Origin of the sequence: Flexivirga aerilata (assembly GCF_013002715.1) — a bacterium.
Classification (GTDB): Bacteria; Actinomycetota; Actinomycetes; order Actinomycetales; family Dermatophilaceae; genus Flexivirga; species Flexivirga aerilata.
In genome coordinates, this window is sequence record NZ_JABENB010000001.1 from 2140106 (window position 1) to 2158005 (window position 17900).

At 71.6% G+C, this 17900-nt stretch carries 15 protein-coding genes and 1 riboswitch; of the genes, 8 read left to right on the forward strand and 7 right to left on the reverse strand.

What is annotated here, in order from left to right:
- Positions 1–104 precede the first annotated feature (104 nt).
- The gene (locus HJ588_RS10060) at positions 105–1082 is read left to right on the forward strand and encodes a PAC2 family protein (protein WP_171154514.1); all 978 of its coding nucleotides are present in this window, start codon (positions 105–107) and stop codon (positions 1080–1082) included.
- 4 nt (positions 1083–1086) lie between these two features.
- On the opposite strand, the gene HJ588_RS10065 is transcribed toward HJ588_RS10060, so the two are convergent.
- From HJ588_RS10065 to HJ588_RS10080, 4 genes are read right to left on the reverse strand one after another with little or no spacing between them, the layout of a single operon-like run.
- The gene (locus HJ588_RS10065) at positions 1087–2745 is read right to left on the reverse strand and encodes a DNA polymerase (protein WP_343036662.1); all 1659 of its coding nucleotides are present in this window, start codon (positions 2743–2745) and stop codon (positions 1087–1089) included.
- A gap of 41 nt (positions 2746–2786) precedes the next feature.
- A complete protein-coding gene (locus HJ588_RS10070; RefSeq protein ID WP_171154516.1) occupies positions 2787–4670 on the reverse strand; it encodes a hypothetical protein in 1884 nt (627 codons plus the stop codon).
- Between the two features lie 33 nt (positions 4671–4703).
- Positions 4704–5135 (reverse strand): SufE family protein, encoded by a 432-nt coding sequence (locus tag HJ588_RS10075; RefSeq protein ID WP_171154518.1) that lies wholly within the window; start codon positions 5133–5135, stop codon positions 4704–4706.
- Positions 5128–6018 carry a sulfurtransferase gene (locus HJ588_RS10080; protein WP_171154520.1) on the reverse strand — a complete coding sequence of 297 codons (891 nt, stop codon included), beginning with the start codon at positions 6016–6018 and terminating at the stop codon, positions 5128–5130. Before HJ588_RS10080 ends, HJ588_RS10075 begins: the two co-directional genes overlap by 8 nt.
- A gap of 149 nt (positions 6019–6167) precedes the next feature.
- Here HJ588_RS10080 and HJ588_RS10085 point away from each other — a divergent pair, with 149 nt between their 5' ends.
- The 6 genes from HJ588_RS10085 (at position 6168) to HJ588_RS10110 (ending at position 12198) form a co-directional block, all read left to right on the forward strand.
- Positions 6168–6857 carry an EcsC family protein gene (locus tag HJ588_RS10085; protein WP_171154522.1) on the forward strand — a complete coding sequence of 230 codons (690 nt, stop codon included), beginning with the start codon at positions 6168–6170 and terminating at the stop codon, positions 6855–6857.
- A 1-nt stretch (position 6858) separates the two neighbouring features.
- Positions 6859–7224, forward strand: coding sequence for a YkvA family protein (locus tag HJ588_RS10090; protein ID WP_171154523.1), 366 nt, complete (start codon positions 6859–6861; stop codon positions 7222–7224).
- Between the two features lie 93 nt (positions 7225–7317).
- Complete coding sequence (locus HJ588_RS10095) at positions 7318–8391, forward strand: DUF4192 domain-containing protein (RefSeq protein ID WP_171154525.1); 1074 nt, start codon at positions 7318–7320, stop codon at positions 8389–8391.
- 33 nt (positions 8392–8424) lie between these two features.
- Positions 8425–8574, forward strand: a riboswitch (SAM riboswitch).
- A 43-nt stretch (positions 8575–8617) separates the two neighbouring features.
- A complete protein-coding gene (metX, locus tag HJ588_RS10100) occupies positions 8618–9793 on the forward strand; it encodes a homoserine O-acetyltransferase MetX (protein WP_343036663.1) in 1176 nt (391 codons plus the stop codon).
- 164 nt (positions 9794–9957) lie between these two features.
- Positions 9958–10341 carry a universal stress protein gene (locus HJ588_RS10105; RefSeq protein WP_171154527.1) on the forward strand — a complete coding sequence of 128 codons (384 nt, stop codon included), beginning with the start codon at positions 9958–9960 and terminating at the stop codon, positions 10339–10341.
- A gap of 315 nt (positions 10342–10656) precedes the next feature.
- A complete protein-coding gene (locus tag HJ588_RS10110; RefSeq protein WP_171154528.1) occupies positions 10657–12198 on the forward strand; it encodes an RNA polymerase sigma factor in 1542 nt (513 codons plus the stop codon).
- A 218-nt stretch (positions 12199–12416) separates the two neighbouring features.
- Here the strand turns inward: HJ588_RS10110 and HJ588_RS10115 are convergent, their stop codons facing one another.
- Genes HJ588_RS10115 through HJ588_RS10125 form a run of 3 tightly spaced genes read right to left on the reverse strand, consistent with a single transcriptional unit; the run spans position 12417 to position 16998 of the window.
- Positions 12417–14720, reverse strand: a complete 2304-nt coding sequence (locus tag HJ588_RS10115; RefSeq protein ID WP_171154530.1) for a transglutaminaseTgpA domain-containing protein — start codon at positions 14718–14720, stop codon at positions 12417–12419.
- Positions 14717–15979 (reverse strand): DUF58 domain-containing protein, encoded by a 1263-nt coding sequence (locus HJ588_RS10120; protein ID WP_171154533.1) that lies wholly within the window; start codon positions 15977–15979, stop codon positions 14717–14719. The genes HJ588_RS10115 and HJ588_RS10120 overlap by 4 nt, the downstream gene beginning before the upstream one ends.
- A gap of 5 nt (positions 15980–15984) precedes the next feature.
- The gene (locus HJ588_RS10125; RefSeq protein ID WP_171154535.1) at positions 15985–16998 is read right to left on the reverse strand and encodes an AAA family ATPase; all 1014 of its coding nucleotides are present in this window, start codon (positions 16996–16998) and stop codon (positions 15985–15987) included.
- Between the two features lie 409 nt (positions 16999–17407).
- Here HJ588_RS10125 and mraZ point away from each other — a divergent pair, with 409 nt between their 5' ends.
- Positions 17408–17842, forward strand: a complete 435-nt coding sequence (gene mraZ / locus HJ588_RS10130) for a division/cell wall cluster transcriptional repressor MraZ (protein ID WP_171154537.1) — start codon at positions 17408–17410, stop codon at positions 17840–17842.
- Positions 17843–17900: the final 58 nt, after the last annotated feature.

The window sequence follows — 17900 nt, forward strand, 5'->3', positions numbered from 1 at the left end:
GGCGCGGCGCGGGGCCACCCCGGCGCATCGGCAGGGCCCTCGGGAATCCCCGCCGAGCTCGCCGCGTTGGCGAAGGTAAGACACCGATTTTCAGGGAGTATGCCGTGCAAGACCCACGAGAGCTCTACCAGCTCGAGACCGACACCCACGCCAGCGCGCTCGGTGCGCACACGATGGTGGTCTCGCTGGGTGGCCTGATCGACGCCGGCAACACCCAGAAGCTGATCACCGCGCACCTGCTCGGCTCGCTGGAGCACACGGTCGTCGCGTCGTTCGACGTGGACCAGTTGCTGGACTACCGCGGCCGCCGGCCGGCGATGACCTTCGACCGCGACCACTTCAGCGACTACGACGACCCGTCGATGCTGCTCTACCGGATGGTCGACGCCGAGGGCACCCCGTTCTACCTGCTGGCCGGGCCCGAGCCGGACTACCAGTGGGAGCGGGTCATCGAGGCCATCCGGCAGCTGGTGCGCCGTCTCGGCATCCAGCTGGTGGTGAGCGTGCAGGGCATCCCGATGGGCGTGCCGCACACGCGCCCGGTCGGCATCACCCAGCACGCGAGCAACCCGTCGCTGATCCCCGGCAACGACGCCGCCTTCGGCATGATCCAGATCCCGGGGTCGCTCGACTCCCTGATGCACCTGCGGCTCGGCGAATCCGGCATCGACACAGTCGGATTCGCCGTCCACGTGCCGCACTACCTGGCTCAGATGGACTTCGGCGACGCCGCCGTTGCCGGGCTGCGCGCGGTGACCGGGCTCACCGGACTCGACCTGCCGATGACGGAGCTGTCCGCACTCGCCGGCCTGCACCGCGCCGAGATCGAGCGGCAGGTCGCCGACAGCGACGAGGTGGGCGATGTCGTGCACGGCCTGGAGGAGCAGTACGACGCCTTCACCGAGGGGCTGAAGCGGCAGAGTCTGCTCGCCACCGAGCTCGCGGAGCTGCCGAGCGCGGACGAGATCGGCGCCGAGCTCGAGCAGTTTTTGGCCGAGGAAACCGCCGAGGAAGGCACGGAGGAGACCGCTCCGGAAGCCGACGCCGCGTCCGAGGACGAGGGCCCCGACTTCCTGCGCTGAGGCGTCAGTCCTTCGCCTCCGACCACCGGTTGACGACGCGCAGGTCGGCGACGAAGCGCACCGGCGCCCCGCCGGACCACCGACGGGCGGCCGCCTGCAGGGCGTCCCGCACCGCAGCCGCCGCGGCGTCGGCGCGCTCCTGCGGTGCATGCACCAGGAGTTCGTCGTGCAGGCAGAGCACCACCTCGGCGCCCAACGGCCGCAACGCATCGCGCACGGTGAGCGCCCACGCCTTGAACAGCTCGGCAGCAGCGCCCTGCACCACGGCGTTGCGGGTGAACCGGCCGACCGCCCGCCGGTGCACCTGCTCGTCGGCCTCGGTCACCGGCACGACCCGGCCGCCGTAGGTCGTGACCGGCTCGCCGGCCTCACCGCGCTGTGCGGCGGCGCGCAGATAGGCCATCGCCTGCGGGTAGGTGCGATCCATCCGGCGCAGCGCCTCGGCCGCCGGCCCGGACGTCTGCCCGTACATCGCCGCCAGCACCGCGATCTTCGCCGCCGGTCGCTCCAGGTTGAGCTGCCGCGCGACGGTCGCGTAGAGGTCGTCGTCGGCGGTGGCCCGGGCGAAGGCGGGATCACCGGAAACCACTGCCAGCACTCGCGGTTCGACCTGGCCGAGGTCCGCCCGCACCAGCACGTGGCCGTCCGCCGCGGCAACCCCGGGGCGCAGGGGAGTGGGCAGGCTGTGCAGTCCGGCCCCGGCCGTCATGCGGCCGGCGCCTCCGTCGCATGCGGTCCACGGCCCGCGCAACCGGTCGTCCGCGCCGACGTGCGTGTCCAGCCACTGCCAGCCGTAGGTCGTGGCGATCCGCTCGTCCTTGCGCCAGTCGAGCAGCGCGCCGACCACCGGGTGGGTGTCCCGGTAGGGCTCGAGATGCCAGGCGCGGGTGTCGTCGACCTGCACTCCCAGCGACCGCAACAGGTCTCGCACCTGAGCCGGGTTGCGCAGGTCGATCGTGGACCTGCCGGGCAGCAGGTCGAGCACGGCACGGTCGCGCTCCGCGCGGATGCGTCGCGCGTGGCCTTCGTCGGTCGGCCGCGGACCCGCGTGCTCACCGATCAGCCGCTCCAGCGTGGACCGGTCGATCGGCAGCCCGTGCCGTGTGAGCTCGACGCAGAGGAGCGCAGCCCCCGACTCGCTCGCGCCGGTCGCCGGCCCGCGCTCGCGAGCGGCCAGCAACCGCAGCTGTTTTCGCGCGACGGTGAGTGCCAGCCGGGCGTAGTCGACGAGGTTGTCCCGCTGCCAATGCGGTTGCAGACACACCGGATTGAGATATCCGTCGGCCCGGACGGCGACGCTGTCGTCGTCGATGACGTCGAAGAGATCGTCCGACCGTCGCGCCGGCACGCCCTCGATGTCGAGGCCGTGCGCGACCGCCCACACCCGGTCGGGGGAAGCGTCGAAACCACCGACCAGCAGCCGGTGCGCCTCGGCGAGATCCCAGCAACGGTGCACGAATCCGCCGGCAGCCACCACTGGTGAGACGGCGCCCGCGGCGTCCCACCAGACCCAGCGCGGCGGCTCTCCGGCAGCCTGCTCGGCCCGCTGCATGGCGGCGGCCAACTCCTCGGGCGTTCCTGCGAGCTGCACCCCGTCGTCGCCCACGATCACGCCGTGCCGGCCCGCCGGGTCGAAGGCGACGGCATACAGCAAGCCCCGCACCGGCAACGGGTGCGGGGCTCGCGGTGTGGTGCGGGCTTCGGTCAGCGCTCGCCCTTGCTGTTGTTGTCGCCGTCGGTGTTGTGGCCGGCGTCGTGCTCGCGGTTGCCCGGCCGCGGCATCCACGGGTTGTCCTGCTGGGCGTCACCCTGCTGCTGGTCCGGCCGGACCGCGGGGGTCGTGGTCGTCGGCTGGTCGTGCAGGTCCGCCGGCCCACCGGCATCGGGCGACGAACCGCCCGAGATCGGCAGCCCGGAGATCGCCTGCGTCGGTGCGTCCGAACGGTCGCCGTAGGACGGGTAGCCCGAACCCTGCGAGGACCCCTGCGCGCCGCCGGGCCCCGCAGCGTCGGCCGGACCGCCGCCCTGCCGCTCCTGCTGACCCGGCTGCTCGTAGGCAGGGGTGGAGGGCCGGTCGCCGTGCGAGAGGCGGCCCACCTCGTCCGACGACACGGCGCGCGTCGGCGCGTCGTGGGCGGTGTCCTGCCCGCCCTGCTGCTCGGGACGCAGCGCGCGGTTGACCTCGTCGGAGGAGACGGCCCGCGTCGCGGCGTCGGAGTCGTCGGTCGGCGTGCCGCGCTGCGACTCGAAGCCGGAAGCCCCTCCCGCGTAACCGGATTCGGGGCTGCGCGGGGTCTCACCGGAGCGGTCGGCCTGGTCGCCGCCCGGGCCGTAACCGGCCGCTCCGCCGGCGTAGCCCGACTGCGGGCTCTGGGCACCTGAGTCGCCGTGCCCGCCGTAACCGGCCGCACCGCCGGCGTAACCCGACTGCGGGCTGCCGGCCCGGTCGCCTGCTCGTGACGGGGACTGGGAGTCCGGCGCGGCACCGCCGGCATAGCCCGACGACTCCGGCCGGCCGAAGCCCTGGTGCGCGGCGCGGTCCTGCTCGGCGGCACTCTCCGGGCCGGCGTAGGAGGAGTTGCCGTATCCCTGCTGACCCGGCGCGTAGCCCTGGTTGTTGCCGTAGCCCTGGTTGTTGTCGGAGGTCTGGTTGGTGCCGTAGCCGTGGTTGTTGTCGTTGTTGTTGCCGGTGCCCTGCGGGGCGGCGTAGCCGTACTGGCCTGCGCCCTCACGGGATTCGCCGGTGGGCTGCTGACCGTAGGGCTGCTGGCCTTGCGGCTGGCCGTAACTCTGCTGGCCGAAGCCCTGCTGCTGGCCATAGCTCTGCTGGCCGAAACCCTGCTGCTGGCTCTGCTGGCTCTGCTGGCCGTATGCCTGCTGGCCGCCGGCCGGCGCCTGCTCCTGCTGCGGCTGACCGTATGGCGGCGTCGTCGACCCGTAGCCTCCCGGGGTGCCGTAGCCGTCGTGCTGGCTCTGCTGGTGCTGCTGCCCGTAGCCCTGCTGAGCCTGCCCGTAACCCTGCTGGCCCGGCTGGCCTTGCTGGTAGCCCTGCCCGTAACCCTGCTGGCCCTGCTGGTAGCCCTGCCCGTAACCAGGCTGTCCGCCGGCCGGAGCGGTCTTGTTCTTGCGACCCATCAGCAGCAGCGCCAGCGCACCGAGCACGCCGAGCACCAACAGGATGGTGCCGAGCACGATGCCCGTGGTCCGGAAGCCGCCGCCGATCTTGTCGGCGCGCTGACCGGCATACAGCGAACCGTTGTTGCCCGAGCAGGTGACCGACACCGAGCTCGAGCTGTCGCCGCTGCGGGCGATCTCGTAGTACTTCTTGCCGTCGGCGCTGACCGAGAACTCCTTGGTCGGGCGGCCCATCGTGGCCGAGCCCGCCTGGCAGGTGCTCGCCGTGCGGTCGGCCGCCGAGTCGCTGTAGACCGAGAAGCCGCCGTCGAGCGACAGGTTGCTGCCGCTGGAGAACTGCGTGAGCTTCACGCTGGAGCCGCTCATCAGCCCGATGATCAACAGCACGAGGCCGGTCAGGGCCAGGAGCGCCGGTATGGCGAGGAGCTTCTTGTTGCCCGGGGAGTTGGTCATGTGCCGCAACCTAACGCATCGACTGGCGGCGTTTCAGCCGCCGGTTTGTTCCTGCACCTGTCGTTTGATTCTGGACAGCATTGCGACCATTCCCCGCATCCGCAACGGCGACACCGCCTCGGCCAGCCCGAATTTGAACGGCGTGTCGTCCGGCACCCCCAGCACGTCCTCGGCGGACTGCCCGTCGAGACCGGTGTGCAGGATGCCCGCGAACCCCCGGGTGGTGGGTGCCTCGCGCGGCGCGTCGAAGAAGAGCCGCACGACGCCGTCGGTCACCTCGACCGCGAGGAAGAGCGGCGACTGGCACTCGTGCACCTGCTCCAGCAGGCCGGGCTGGTCGGCATACCGCGCCGGCAATGCCGGCAGTTCCTCGTTGAGCTCGAGCAGCAACTGCAGGCGGTCCTTCGGGCCCACCGAGGTGAAGTCGTCGATGAGCTCGGCGAGCGGCGCCGGCAGATCACTCATGCGGTTCGCCGAGTTCGACCGGCACCCGCACCGAGTTGCCCCACTCGGTCCACGACCCGTCGTAGTTGCGCACCTGCGGGAAGCCGAGCAGGTGGCTGAGCACGAACCAGGTGTGCGAGGAGCGCTCGCCGATGCGGCAGTAGACGATCACGTCGTCGTCGGTCGCGAGGCCCTGCTCCTCCTGGTAGAGCTGCTCGAGCTCCGCGCGCGACCGGAAGCGGCCGTCCTCGCGCACCGCACGGGCCCAGGGCACCGACTTCGCGCCGGGGATGTGGCCGCCGCGGATCGCGCCCTCCTGCGGGTAGTCGGGCATGTGCAACAGCTCACCGCTGAACTCGCCGGGGGAGCGGACGTCGACCATCGGGCGGCCGAGGTGGGCCAGCACGTCGGCGCGGAAGGCGCGCACCGGTCCGTCGGACCGCTCGATCACCGGGTAGTCCGACGGCTCCGCCGTGGGCACGTCCTGCGTCATCGGCCGCTGCTCGGCCTGCCACGCGGCGCGGCCGCCGTCGAGCAGCCGCACGTCCGGGTGCCCGAAGAGCGTCATCACCCACAGCGCGTATGCCGCCCACCAGTTGGACTTGTCGCCGTAGATCACCACCGTGGTGTCGCGGCCGATCCCGCGCTCGGACATCACCTTGGCGAAGATGCCGCCGTCGACGAAGTCGCGGGTGACCGGGTCGTTGAGGTCGGTGTGCCAGTCGAGCTTGAAACTGCCCGGGATGTGGCCGGTGTCGTAGAGCAGCACGTCCTCGTCGGACTCCAGGACCACCAGGTCCTTGGTGCCGGAGTCGAGCTGCTCGGCGAGCCACTCGGTGGTCACCAGGCGCTCGGGGTGGGCGAACTCGGCGAGTTGGGGGCTGGGATCAGCTGGCAGCGACATGTTTCCCACGGTACCCAGCGGGCGAGGCGCCCAAGCATCCCCTCGGTGCCCGTCTCACCAGACGGCCCCGTCATACCTGATCGAGGGGCGGGTGGCGGCTCGCCCGCAGAGGTGATTTCGCCGCCGCGCCCGGCTGACATGATGGGCCCATGTTCGGTTCGAAGAAAAGCCAGCAGCCCGCGCCGTTGGACAAGGGTCCGCTCGGCGGCACCGCCCTCAGCCTCGCGCAACACCTGCTGACCGTCGGGATCGACGGCAAGGCGGGCTTCGACAGTGCCGAGGAGATCGCCCAGGCGGCGCTGCGCGACCACCCGGGTGACCCCGAGCGCGCGGTCGACGCGATCGTCTCCCAGCACCGCAAGCTCGCCGGTGCCGCCGGCTTCGTCACCGGTCTCGGCGGGTTCGTCACGATGATCGTCGCGCTGCCGGCCAACGTGCTCGGCTTCTACGTGCTGTCCACCCGGATGGCGGCCGCGATCGCTGCCGTCCGCGGCTACAACCTGCGCGACGAGACCACTCGCACGGCGCTGCTGCTCACGCTGGTCGGCGCGGACTCCGACGACCTGCTCAAGAAGGCCGGCGTGGTCAGCACCGGTCGCCTCGCCAACCTCGCGACGAGGCAGCTGCCGCCGACCGCGCTGATGGTCGTCAACAAGGCCGTCGGCTTCCGGCTCATCAGCCAGGTCAGCGACAAGCTCCTCACCAAGCTCGGCAAGGGCATCCCGTTCGCCGGCGGCGTCATCGGCGCGGGCATCGACGCCTTCCTCATCACGCGCACCGCGAAGGTCGCCAAGAAGGAGTTCCCGCCGGCCGCGCGGGTGCTGCAGCAGGGCAGCTGAGATGGCCGCCCCTGCCCTGCGCTGGGCATCGCTGCGGCGCGTCGGACGAGCCCTGCAGGAGGTCAGCCGGCCGGGTGGGCCGAGCGTCGCTACCCGTCTCGCCGCGTTGCCGCGTATGACGAAGGCGGTCGCCAAAGGCGAGTATTCGCAGGTGAGTCCGGCGCATCTGGCCCTCGTGGCGGCGGCTGCGGCATACGTCGCCTCACCGGTGGATCTGCTGCCTGAGGCGCTGCTCGGCGTCATCGGCTTCGCCGACGACGCCCTGGTGCTCAGCTGGCTCGCGACGACGCTGGTCGAGGACACCGACGCCTTCCTCGCGTGGGAGCAGGCGCGGCGCAGCACCATCAAGGGCGAACGCCTGCGCTGAGCGCGTTCCACATCCTCCGGCGTGGGCGGGCTTCGTCCACAGCTGCCGGGTTTCGGGCTGTCGAGCGGCCGCGGTCCGGCAGAGGCTGCCGGCATGAGCACTTTGCACGGTGTCGGCGACGTCGTCGCCTATCTGCCCTACGAGCTGGGTTTCACCCCGCACGACTCGGTCGTGCTGATCGCGACGCACCATGGTCGCCTGCAGGTCATTGCGCGGCTCGACGTGCCGCCGGACGAGCACGCGACCGTCGCCGCGGTGCACCTGTTGCAACCGGTCGAGCAGCTGCCGGTCGACGACGTCATCGCGGTGGTGTACGACGCCGGTAGCGCCGCGGACCGATTCGTCGCCGCGATTCGTCGCCGTCTGCGACATCGGGGAGTCGTGCTGTCCCACGTGATCCACGCCCGGGACAACCGATGGTGGGCAGCCGCCTGCAGCTGCGGCGGGTGTCCTCGGGAGTGGACCGCACCGTCGGCGGAGGGTGACGTCGACGCGATCGCCGAGCGGGTGCTGCGCGGAGTGGCACCGGTCGCCGACCGAGAGGCGCTGGCCGGGGAGCTCGACCAGCGGTATCCGGAGGTCGCGGTGGCGGTGTGGGCGGAACTCGACCGGCTCGAACGGCTCGGGCGGCTCGAATCGCTCGAACAGCTCGCTGGGGAAGCCGGTCCGCGGGTCGGGTCCGAAGCCGCGACCGATGCGCTGGCCCGGGTGCTGATCGACGAGGGTTGCCCGGTGTCGCGGCTGCCGGTCGGGGTGCTCGCCGTCGCCACCGGCCTGATCCGGCAGCAGCCGGTGCGGGACGCCGTACTGGCCTGGCTGATGCCGGACCTGCTCGATCCCGGCTTGCGCCCACTCTGGCCGTCGTTGCAGGACCGGCTGGGTCCCTCGCCGACGGCGCGTTGCCCCGACGAGTTGTTCGGTGACCGGGCCCGCACGATCGCCGGCCGACTCAAGGAGTGGGTGCAGTGCCTGCCGCCCGAGGGCGCGGTCCCGGTCCTGCTGCTGGTTGCCGGGCTGCACTGGGCGATGGGCACGGGCGCGGTCACCGTGATGGCACTCGAGCGAGTGTTGCGGGCCGACCCGGATTGCCAGCTGGCGCAGCTGTTCGACGCCGCCGTGCAGGAGGGTTTGCGTCCCAGCCGGCGAGAGGATCGCCGTCCGGCGTAGGAGGCGAGGACCTGACCTTGCTACCGTCGTAACCGTCATGAGTCCCAGCGCTCGCTGACTCCCGCGCAGGTGCGGCGATCGGCGAGCACAGCCCCGGCTGGCTGGGCGGCAACCCTCCACCGCGGTGGGGTGCCCCGGGTGAGGACAAGGTCGACCGCGCAGTGCGGCCGGCAAGCGCGGGGCCCCCTTTTTAAAGACCGGCCCCCGGGGTTCGAGGAGTGGTCCGGTGACCGTCACGCACAGCCGATGGGCGACGTCCGCCTCCCCAGTGGAGTGGTGTGCTCCGCCGCCGGATGCCAACCCGGCCTGCCGGGCGATCCGTCTGCGGGACGTGCCGCTCGAGACCGGTGTGCTGCCCGAGGTCGTGGTCACCTTCCAGACCTGGGGTCGGCTCGCGCCCGACGCCGGCAACGCCGTGCTCGTCGAGCACGCGCTGACCGGCGACTCGCACGTGGTCGGCGACGCCGGACCCGGCCAGCCGACCGCCGGCTGGTGGCCCGGGCTCATCGGGCCGGGGGAGCCGCTCGACACGCGCTCGCTCTTCGTGGTCGCGGTCAACGTGCTCGGCGGCTGCCGCGGCACGACCGGCCCGGGGTCGATCGCTCCGGACGGCCGCCACTGGGGGTCGCGGTTCCCGCACACCACGATTCGCGACCAGGTGCTGGTCGAGGCGGCCGTCGCCGACGCGCTCGGCATCGACGCGTGGTTGCTCGTGCTCGGCGGGTCGATGGGCGGCATGCGCGCGGTCGAATGGGTCGCCGGATATCCCGATCGCACCGACGCCGCGCTCGTCATCGCCAGCACCGCCCGTGCCTGCGCCGACCAGATCGCCTGGGGGCAGGCGCAGACGCTCGCCATCACCGGCGACCCCGCCTATGCCGGCGGCGACTACTACGGCACCGGACGCACCCCCGCGACCGGGCTCGGTCTGGCCCGGCGCATCGCGCACGCCACCTACCGCAGCGCCGCCGAACTCAACGGCCGGTTCGGCAGCGAGCCGCAGCTCGGCGAAGACCCGCTGGAGGGCGGCCGCTTCGCCGTGGAGAGCTACCTGGACCACCAGGCCGGCAAACTCGTCGCCCGGTTCGACGCCGGTGCCTATGTGCAACTCACCCGGGCCATGGCGACCCACGACGTCACCCGCGGTCGCGGCACCCTGTCGGACGTGCTCGGCTCCTACCGCGGGTTGCTGCGGGTGGCGGCGGTCGATTCGGACCGGCTCTTCCCGGTGCCGCTGTCGGAGGAGATGGCTGCGGCATACGGCGACGAGCCGGTGCGACTCATGCGATCGGACCACGGTCACGACGGGTTCCTGGTCGAGACCGACCAGGTGCGCGCGCTGGTGCGCGAGACCGTCGCCGACATCTGGGCGCGGCGGCACCGGCGGCTGGGCGTCGGCTGACCGGGCCCCTCGTGGCGGCTCCGGCACATCGACCGCGGACGCGACCTGCGGCGGGGCGCGCGTCCGGGTAGCGTCGGGGTAGCGTCGACTCAGGTCACGGCACACGGGCCCCCGCGCCCGACGTGCCTTCGCCGACCGACGACCGTGAGAGAGGTGATGGTGCGGTGGCAGTCGTGGTGGGATACGTGCCGACCAAGGAGGGCGCTGCGGCGTTACGCCGGGCGGCCGCGGAGGCGTCGGTCCGGCAGACCCCGCTGATCGTGCTGGACTCCGCACACTCCGAGGGCGACGACCAGGCGGACGATGCCCGCAAGCAGCTGGCCGGCCTCGGCGAGCTCGATGTCAGCTATGAGGTGCGCACCGTCCCGAACGGCGAGGACGCCACCGAGGAACTCCTGCGGATCGCCGAGGACGAGTCGGCCGATCTGCTGGTGATCGGGCTGCGTCGCCGCACCCCGGTCGGCAAGCTGATCCTCGGCACCAACGCCCAGCGCATCCTGCTCGACTCCGCGTGCCCGGTGCTGGCTGTCAAACCGTCCGCGGAATAGCAGTCGCCGCCTCGGCGTTGTCCGGGTGTCGAGCCGAATCGGTGGTGAGCAGAACGCTTTTCGGTGTGCGCACCCGCGCGGAACAACCCGTCCGACCCGCAGGAGAGCAGGTCGATGGGTCGGTCCGTGCCCCGGCTCGTTTTATAATGGTGTCGAAGCACTCGCGAGTGAGGCTCGAACGAGACTCATCGAAGCGCTCGAAGCAGCACTCGCGGCGTTGCCCGGAAACCCCAACCTCGGTAGCCGTCATCCCCGGACGGCGACGTCGTGATGCCAGCACGACCCGATAGCTTTGGAAGGTAGTTGGTGGACCTCGTGTCGAAAACCCCCGCAGCCCCCGAGTTGCCGACGGAGTTCGCGCATCCCGCGTTGCAGCAGCTCCTCGCCATCGGACAGGCGAACGGCTCGATCGACAGCTCGCAGCTGAAGACCGCGCTGGAGACGGCCGAGATCGCGCCGCAGCGGATGAAGACCGTGCTGCGCGCCCTGGACGAGCACGGCATCGCCGTCACCCTCGACTCCGAGACCGCCGCCCGGGCCGTCGCGACCACGACGACCCGCCGGTCGACCGCGCAGAAGGCCACCAAGGCCGCCGCCAAGAAGGCACCGGCCAAGAAGGCCGCCGAACCCAAGGCTGACGCCAAGCCGGCGGCGAAGAAGGCCGCGGCCAAGAAGACCGCCGACGCGCCGGCGGACGAGGACGCCGCCGAGGAGAAGGCACCCGCGAAGAAGGCGGCCGCCAAGAAGGCACCGGCGAAGAAGGCCGCCGCCAAGAAGGCACCGGCCAAGAAGGCCACCGACGAGCAGCCGGAGGCCGAGCCCACCGAGGAGGAGCAGGCAGCCGCGGCAGCCGACGCCAAGCCCGAGGAGGAGAACGAGTCCGGCGGCTTCGTGATCCGCCAGGACGACGAGGACGACGCGCCCGCCCAGCAGGTCGTCACCGCCGGCGCCACCGCCGACCCGGTGAAGGACTACCTGAAGCAGATCGGCAAGGTCGCCCTGCTGAACGCCGAGCAGGAAGTCGAGCTCGCCAAGCGCATCGAGGCGGGGCTGTTCGCCGAGGAGAAGCTCAACGCCGGCGAGAAGATCGAGATGAAGCTCAAGCGCGAGCTGTGGTGGATCGCGCAGGACGGCAAGAAGGCCAAGAACCACCTGCTCGAGGCCAACCTGCGACTGGTCGTGTCGCTGGCCAAGCGCTACACCGGCCGCGGCATGCTCTTCCTCGACCTGATCCAGGAGGGCAACCTCGGCCTCATCCGTGCGGTCGAGAAGTTCGACTACACCAAGGGCTACAAGTTCTCGACCTACGCCACCTGGTGGATCCGGCAGGCGATCACCCGCGCAATGGCCGACCAGGCGCGCACCATCCGCATCCCGGTGCACATGGTCGAGGTCATCAACAAGCTGGCCCGCGTGCAGCGGCAGATGCTGCAGGACCTCGGTCGCGAACCCACGCCGGAGGAGCTGGCCAAGGAACTCGACATGACCCCCGAGAAGGTCGTCGAGGTGCAGAAGTACGGCCGCGAACCGATCTCGTTGCACACGCCGCTCGGTGAGGACGGCGACAGCGAGTTCGGCGACCTCATCGAGGACTCCGAGGCGGTCGTCCCGGCCGACGCCGTCAGCTTCACCCTGCTGCAGGAGCAGTTGCACTCGGTGCTCGACACCCTGTCCGAGCGCGAGGCCGGCGTGGTCTCGATGCGGTTCGGCCTGACCGACGGACAGCCGAAGACTTTAGACGAGATCGGCAAGGTCTACGGCGTCACCCGCGAGCGCATCCGGCAGATCGAGTCCAAGACCATGAGCAAGCTGCGGCACCCGTCGCGCTCGCAGGTCCTGCGCGATTACTTGGACTAAAGGGAAACTGGTCCGCAAAGAGGGGACTCGTCCACCAAAACGGGACTGGTCCACAAAAACGGGACTTGTCACGTGCTACAGCACGTGACAAGTCCCCTTTTTGTGGACCAGTGGCTCGGAACGTGACAAGTCCCCATTGTGCGGACAAGTGGCCCAACACGTGACAAGTGGGCTTCGGACGTGACGAGTCGGGCCGGCACCTGACGAGCCGGCGGCCCTCAGCGGCGGCGGGGCAGCCGGGCGAGCAGGTCCTGCGGCCAGCGGGCCACCGACCGGAACGCATCGCGCACCACGTCCCGCCCGGTCTGCGGTATGACGAGGGCCGCGAGCCGGGTCGGCAGCGACTGATTGCGCCGGACCGTCCGCAACAGCCGGTCGGCGTCGCGGGCGATCGACCGCGATCCCTCGCCCGGCCGCGCGTAGCGCTCGGTCTCGAGGGTCTGCACGGCGCGGTGCAGCGCGGTGCGGCCCGGCTCGTCGAGGCTGGTGCTCGACCGGTAGTAGCGCTCGGTGGCGCGGGGGGACCGGTCGGCCGGCGGCGGGATGCCGAGGTCGGCCAGATGTGACTGCAGCACCTGCCACTGCGCCTCGACCGGCGAGTGACCAGCGAGGCGGCGGCCGATCGCCTCGCGCCGCCGGCGGGCGAGCAGCGGCAGCACCAGGGCGCCCAGCAGGCCGAGCACCAGCACGGTCACCACCGGCAGCGCGTAGCGGCCGAGGTCGATGCCGCCGCCGGTGGGCGCGGCCACCTGGGAGGCAGAAGGCGACGGGGCGACCGACGACGGCGCGCGGCTCGGTGCCTGCGAGCTCGACGCCGACGGCGAGGACCCCGGCACCCGGCCGCCGCCCGGCGCCGTGTCGGAGTTGCCGACGTAGTCCGGCGCGGGACCGGACCGGGTGCCCGGGGTCGGCTCGAACCGGGTCCAGCCGAGGCCGTCCAGGTAGAGCTCGGGCCAGGCGTGCGCGTTGGACTGCAGCACGCGGTAGACGTCGTCGCCGTTGGACACCCCGGGCAGGAAGCCCAGCGCCATCCGGGCCGGGATGCCGTTGGCGCGGGCGAGCATGATCATCGCGGTCGCGAACTGTGTGCAGTAGCCCTGCTTGGTGACCAGGAAGTTGGACAGCGGGTCCAGCCGCCGGCCGGCGACCGTCTGAGTCGGCGCCAGCGTGAGCGAGTAGGTGAACTCGGGCCCCCGCAGATAGTCCTGTATGGCGGTGGCCTGCTCCATCGGGGTGCTCCCGCCCAGCTGACGGGCGAGCGCGCGGATCCGCGGCTCCGACAGGGGGTCGAGCTGCAACTCGGAGCGGAATCCGTTCGGATCGATCGGGCGTCGGCCGTTGTCGGGAGACGGCGTGGGTTCGCGGAAGCGCACGGCATACGACTTCGCGGTGGTGCGGGTGAACGGCTGCACGGTCGAGGCGGAATATCCCCACGCGGTGCTGCCGAAGTTGGCCGAGGCGACCGGGAACGGCGCCGGCACGAACGGCGGCTGCATCGTGTTGTTGGTGACGGTCATCGTCTCGGTGGGCGCATTGGGCGCCGGTTGCATGCCGGGCGGCACCGGCAGCCCGCGATTGTTCACGCCGGTGTCGAGCTGTTCCGCCCCGGGGAAACCGGTCCACTCACCACCGGCGTAGGTGCCTCCCACGGTCACCCGCAGCGGCGGCGGCAGCAGCGCGGACGTCGTGAAGTCGAGCACCGGGTCGGTGTTCTGGCTGCGCAGGTCGTTGGCCAGGTTGGCGGTCGTGCTGAACGCGACCGTGCTGCCCCCACCGCCGGAGCCGCGCCCGAGACCCTGCGCGAAATAGTGCGTGCCGGGCAGTGGCACGATCGCCGGGAGGATCAGGGCCGCGAGGATGGTGACGATGCCGAGCGTGCGGGCCACCGACGCCAGGCCGGCGACGCCGAGCTGGTCGTCCAGCAGCGTCGGCGTGGTCGACCGCGCGCGCAGCGACGACCAGCCACGCACCAGCATCCCGCCGCCGTGCGCGACCATCACCAGCCAGATCGCGGCGAGCGCGACGAAGTAGACCGGGTTGAGCGCCTTGCCGGTGTTGGAGGTCGAGAGCAGGTAGATCACCAGCAGCGGCACTCCGGCGAGGGCCGGCTGGCGCGAGCTGACCGACAGGTAGTCAACGGTGATCGCCAGGCCGGGGATGAGCAGCTCTAGCATCATCAGCAGCCCGGGCGTGACCGGTGCCGGCGCGGCCGACTCGCGAATGGTGCGGTTGGCCTCGTTGACCAGGTCCTGCACCGCCGAGACGAACGTCGCGTCGAAGTGGTCCGACACGTTGAGCACCGCCACGATCGCCGCCAGAGCCGCCAGCTGGAGCAGCAGCACCAGTGCGTATGGCGTGCCGGCCGCGCGCAGCGCCATACCGATCGTCAGCACGGCGGCGCTCACCAGCACGATCGCCCACAGCCAAGCGCCGCCCTGCAGCAACGTGGTCAGCGGCCAGGCCGCGATGACCACCGCGGCGAGCGCGAGCGCGGTCTCGGTCGGCCGGGCGCGCGCGATCACAGCGAGCCCACTTGCACCAGGGCGCGATTGCTGACCGTCGCCCAGGCCTGCGGGATCGACGTGCGCGCGTCGACGACGACCACCCGCCAGCCCGCGGCGGCGAGCCGGTCGCGCACCGCTGCGGCCTGCGGCGTCGGCCCGGCGGCCCCGGCGAACGTGTCGGTGTCCAGCACGAAACCGAGCGCGGCGGCGCCCGGCTGCCGCATCGCCGCCAGGTCACCGAGCAGGCTCTCGTCGTGCGGGGTGACGATCGCGGTGACCAGGCCGCCGAGTCGCACCAGCTCGTGGGCGTGCGAGACGACCTGGCCGAATTCGAGGTCGGCGCCGACGTCGGCGGAGGCGAGGTCGTGCACCAGCTGGGCGGCGCCCTGGGCGCCCTCGAAGGTGTGCGCGACCATCGACTCCCGGGTGGCCAGGTGCAGCTGGTAACCGAGTTCCTCCAGGCGCACGACGATCGAGGCCGCCGCGCTCACCGCCCACTCGAACGAGCCGGCCGCGCCGCTGCCGCGGTGGCCCGACTCGCGCGAGTCGAGCACGACGATGGCTGACCGCCGCGCCGGGCGGTCCTCCTGGCGCACCATCAGCTCGCCACGGTGCGCGGTCGCCGGCCAGTGCACCTTCCGCAGGTCGTCACCGTCGTGGTAGCCGCGGATGCTGACGTCCTCCTCGCCGTGCAACGCGACCATCTGCGGCGTCTCGCCCTCGCTGCCGAGGCCGGCGCCGGGCGGGTGCGACGAGCCGAGCGGCACCACCCGAGGCAGCACCAGCAGCTCGCCGACCCCGTCGACCGTGCGGGTCACGCTCGTCAGCCCGAACGGGTCACGCTGGTGCAGGGTGACCGGGCCGAGCGGATAGCGACCGCGTAGCTGACTGCGCACCACGTAGCCGACCTCGCGAGTGCCGCCCGCGTCGGTGCGCGGCAGCACGAAGCGGGGCCGGTCGCCGAGTACGTAGTCCACGCGTTCCTCGGCGAGGTAGAGCGAGCTGGCGCGGCGTCCGGTGTTGGTGAAGGTCACCTGCACCTCGGCGCGCTGGTCGGGCATCACCGTCTCGGGGGTGACCGTCCGCTGCACGGTGAGCGGCGCGGCGGGACGGCGGGCGAAGGCCAGTGCCAGCAGCGCGAGCGCCACGAGCAGCACGCCCACCCGGACGATGTCCTCGAAGCCGAGCACGACCCCGGCGATCGCGAGCACGACCCCCGCACCGACGAACCCCCGACCTCGTGGCGTGAGGGTGCGGCGCCGCGGGCGTCCCGTCATACCGCTCATCGGGAGGCGGCAGGCACCGGCACGCGTCGCACGATCTCGCCGAGCACCGCACCGGCACCGCGGTGCAGGTGCTGGTTGTCGCTGGAGAGGATCACCCGGTGGGCGAGCACCGGCCCGATCAGCGCCTGCACGTCCTCGGGTATGACGTGATCACGCCCGTCCAGGGCGGCGTACGCCCGGGCCGCGCGCAGCAGTTGCAGCGACGCGCGCGGTGACGCCCCGAGCCGGAGCGCACTGCTGCCGCGGGTGGCGGCCGCGATGTCGACGATGTACTGCCGCAGCGCCGGGCTGGCGTGGACCTGCGCGACCCGGTCGGCCATCCGGGCGACGGTCGCGCCGTCGGTGACCGGTCGCATCCGGTCCAGCGGCGACCCGCCGCCGTGGACGTCGAGCATCTCGACCTCGGCGCCGGCCGGGGGATAGCCCATCGAGATGCGGGCCATGAAGCGGTCGCGCTGCGCTTCGGGCAGCGGGTAGGTGCCCTCCATCTCGATCGGGTTCTGGGTGGCCATCACGAGGAACGGCTTCTGCAGCTGGTAGGTCGTGCCGTCGACGGTGACCTGACCCTCTTCCATGCACTCCAGCAGCGCCGACTGGGTCTTGGGCGAGGCGCGGTTGATCTCGTCCCCGACGACGACGTTGGCGAAGATCGCGCCCGGCCGGAATTCGAACGTGCGGGTGTCCTGGTTGAAGACGCTCACCCCGGTGACGTCGCTCGGCAGCAGGTCGGGGGTGAACTGGATGCGGCGCATGGGGGAGTCGATCGAGCGGGCCAGTGCCTTGGCGAGCATCGTCTTGCCGACCCCGGGCACGTCCTCGATCAGCAGGTGACCCTCGGCGAGCAGCACCACGACCGCGGTGCGGATCACGTCGTCCTTGCCCTCGATCACCGCGGCGACCGACCGGTGGATGTCGGAGGCGAGGCGCTGGACGTCCCCGATCGTGGCGGGCGTCGCGTGCGCGTCGGATGCCGGGGCCGGTGCGGCACCCGTGTCGATCGATGAGGACATGTGTCGATCCTGCCTGATGAAGAACGAAGTGGTGATCCAAACCCGGCGACAACGCAACCACTCCAACGCGTGACCGCCGCTCGTGGTTCGCCCCGCATTCCGCGCCCCACTTCGCACCCCACCGCGCGCCCCACTTCGCTCCACCACCCTGCTCCACCTGCTCCATCCAGGGGCGCCCGGCCGCACTCCACGGCCATCCACTCACGAGACGACCCCGCCGTATGACGCAGCTCGCGCCCCGGCCCGGCGCCTCGTCGCGATTTCGCCCCACCTGCCCCCACCGGCCCTGACCTGCACAAACACCCGACCCGCGGGCGAAAACCCGCCCCGGTGGGGCGACAGGTGGGGGGAAGTGGAGTAGGGTGGTGCACGTTGGTGAGCGGCGAAATTCGAGGAGGAGGTGCCGTGCATGTTCCTGGGCACGCACACCCCGCGCCTCGACGAGAAGGGCCGGCTCTTCCTGCCCGCGAAGTTCCGCGACAAGCTCGCCGGCGGCCTGGTCATCACCCGGGGCCAGGAGCGTTGCCTCTACGTCTTCGCGATGGCCGACTTCGAGCGTCTGGCCGCCGAGATGAACAACACCCCGGTCACCAACCGCGCCGTGCGCAACTTCCAGCGCGTGCTGCTGTCCGCAGCCTCCGACGAGATCCCGGACAAGCAGGGGCGGGTCACCATCCCGGCCGTGCTGCGGGAGTACGCCGGGCTGACCAAGGACTGCACGGTCATCGGCACGGGCAACCGGGTCGAGGTCTGGGACACCCAGGCCTGGAACGACTTCCTCGCAGCGACCGAGGACGACTTCGCCGAACAGGGCGAGGAGGTGATACCCGGCGGATTGTTCTGATCCTCGGCCTCCATCCGCTTCCCGACACGTGTTTCCGGCGCACCTTCCCCGGTGCCGG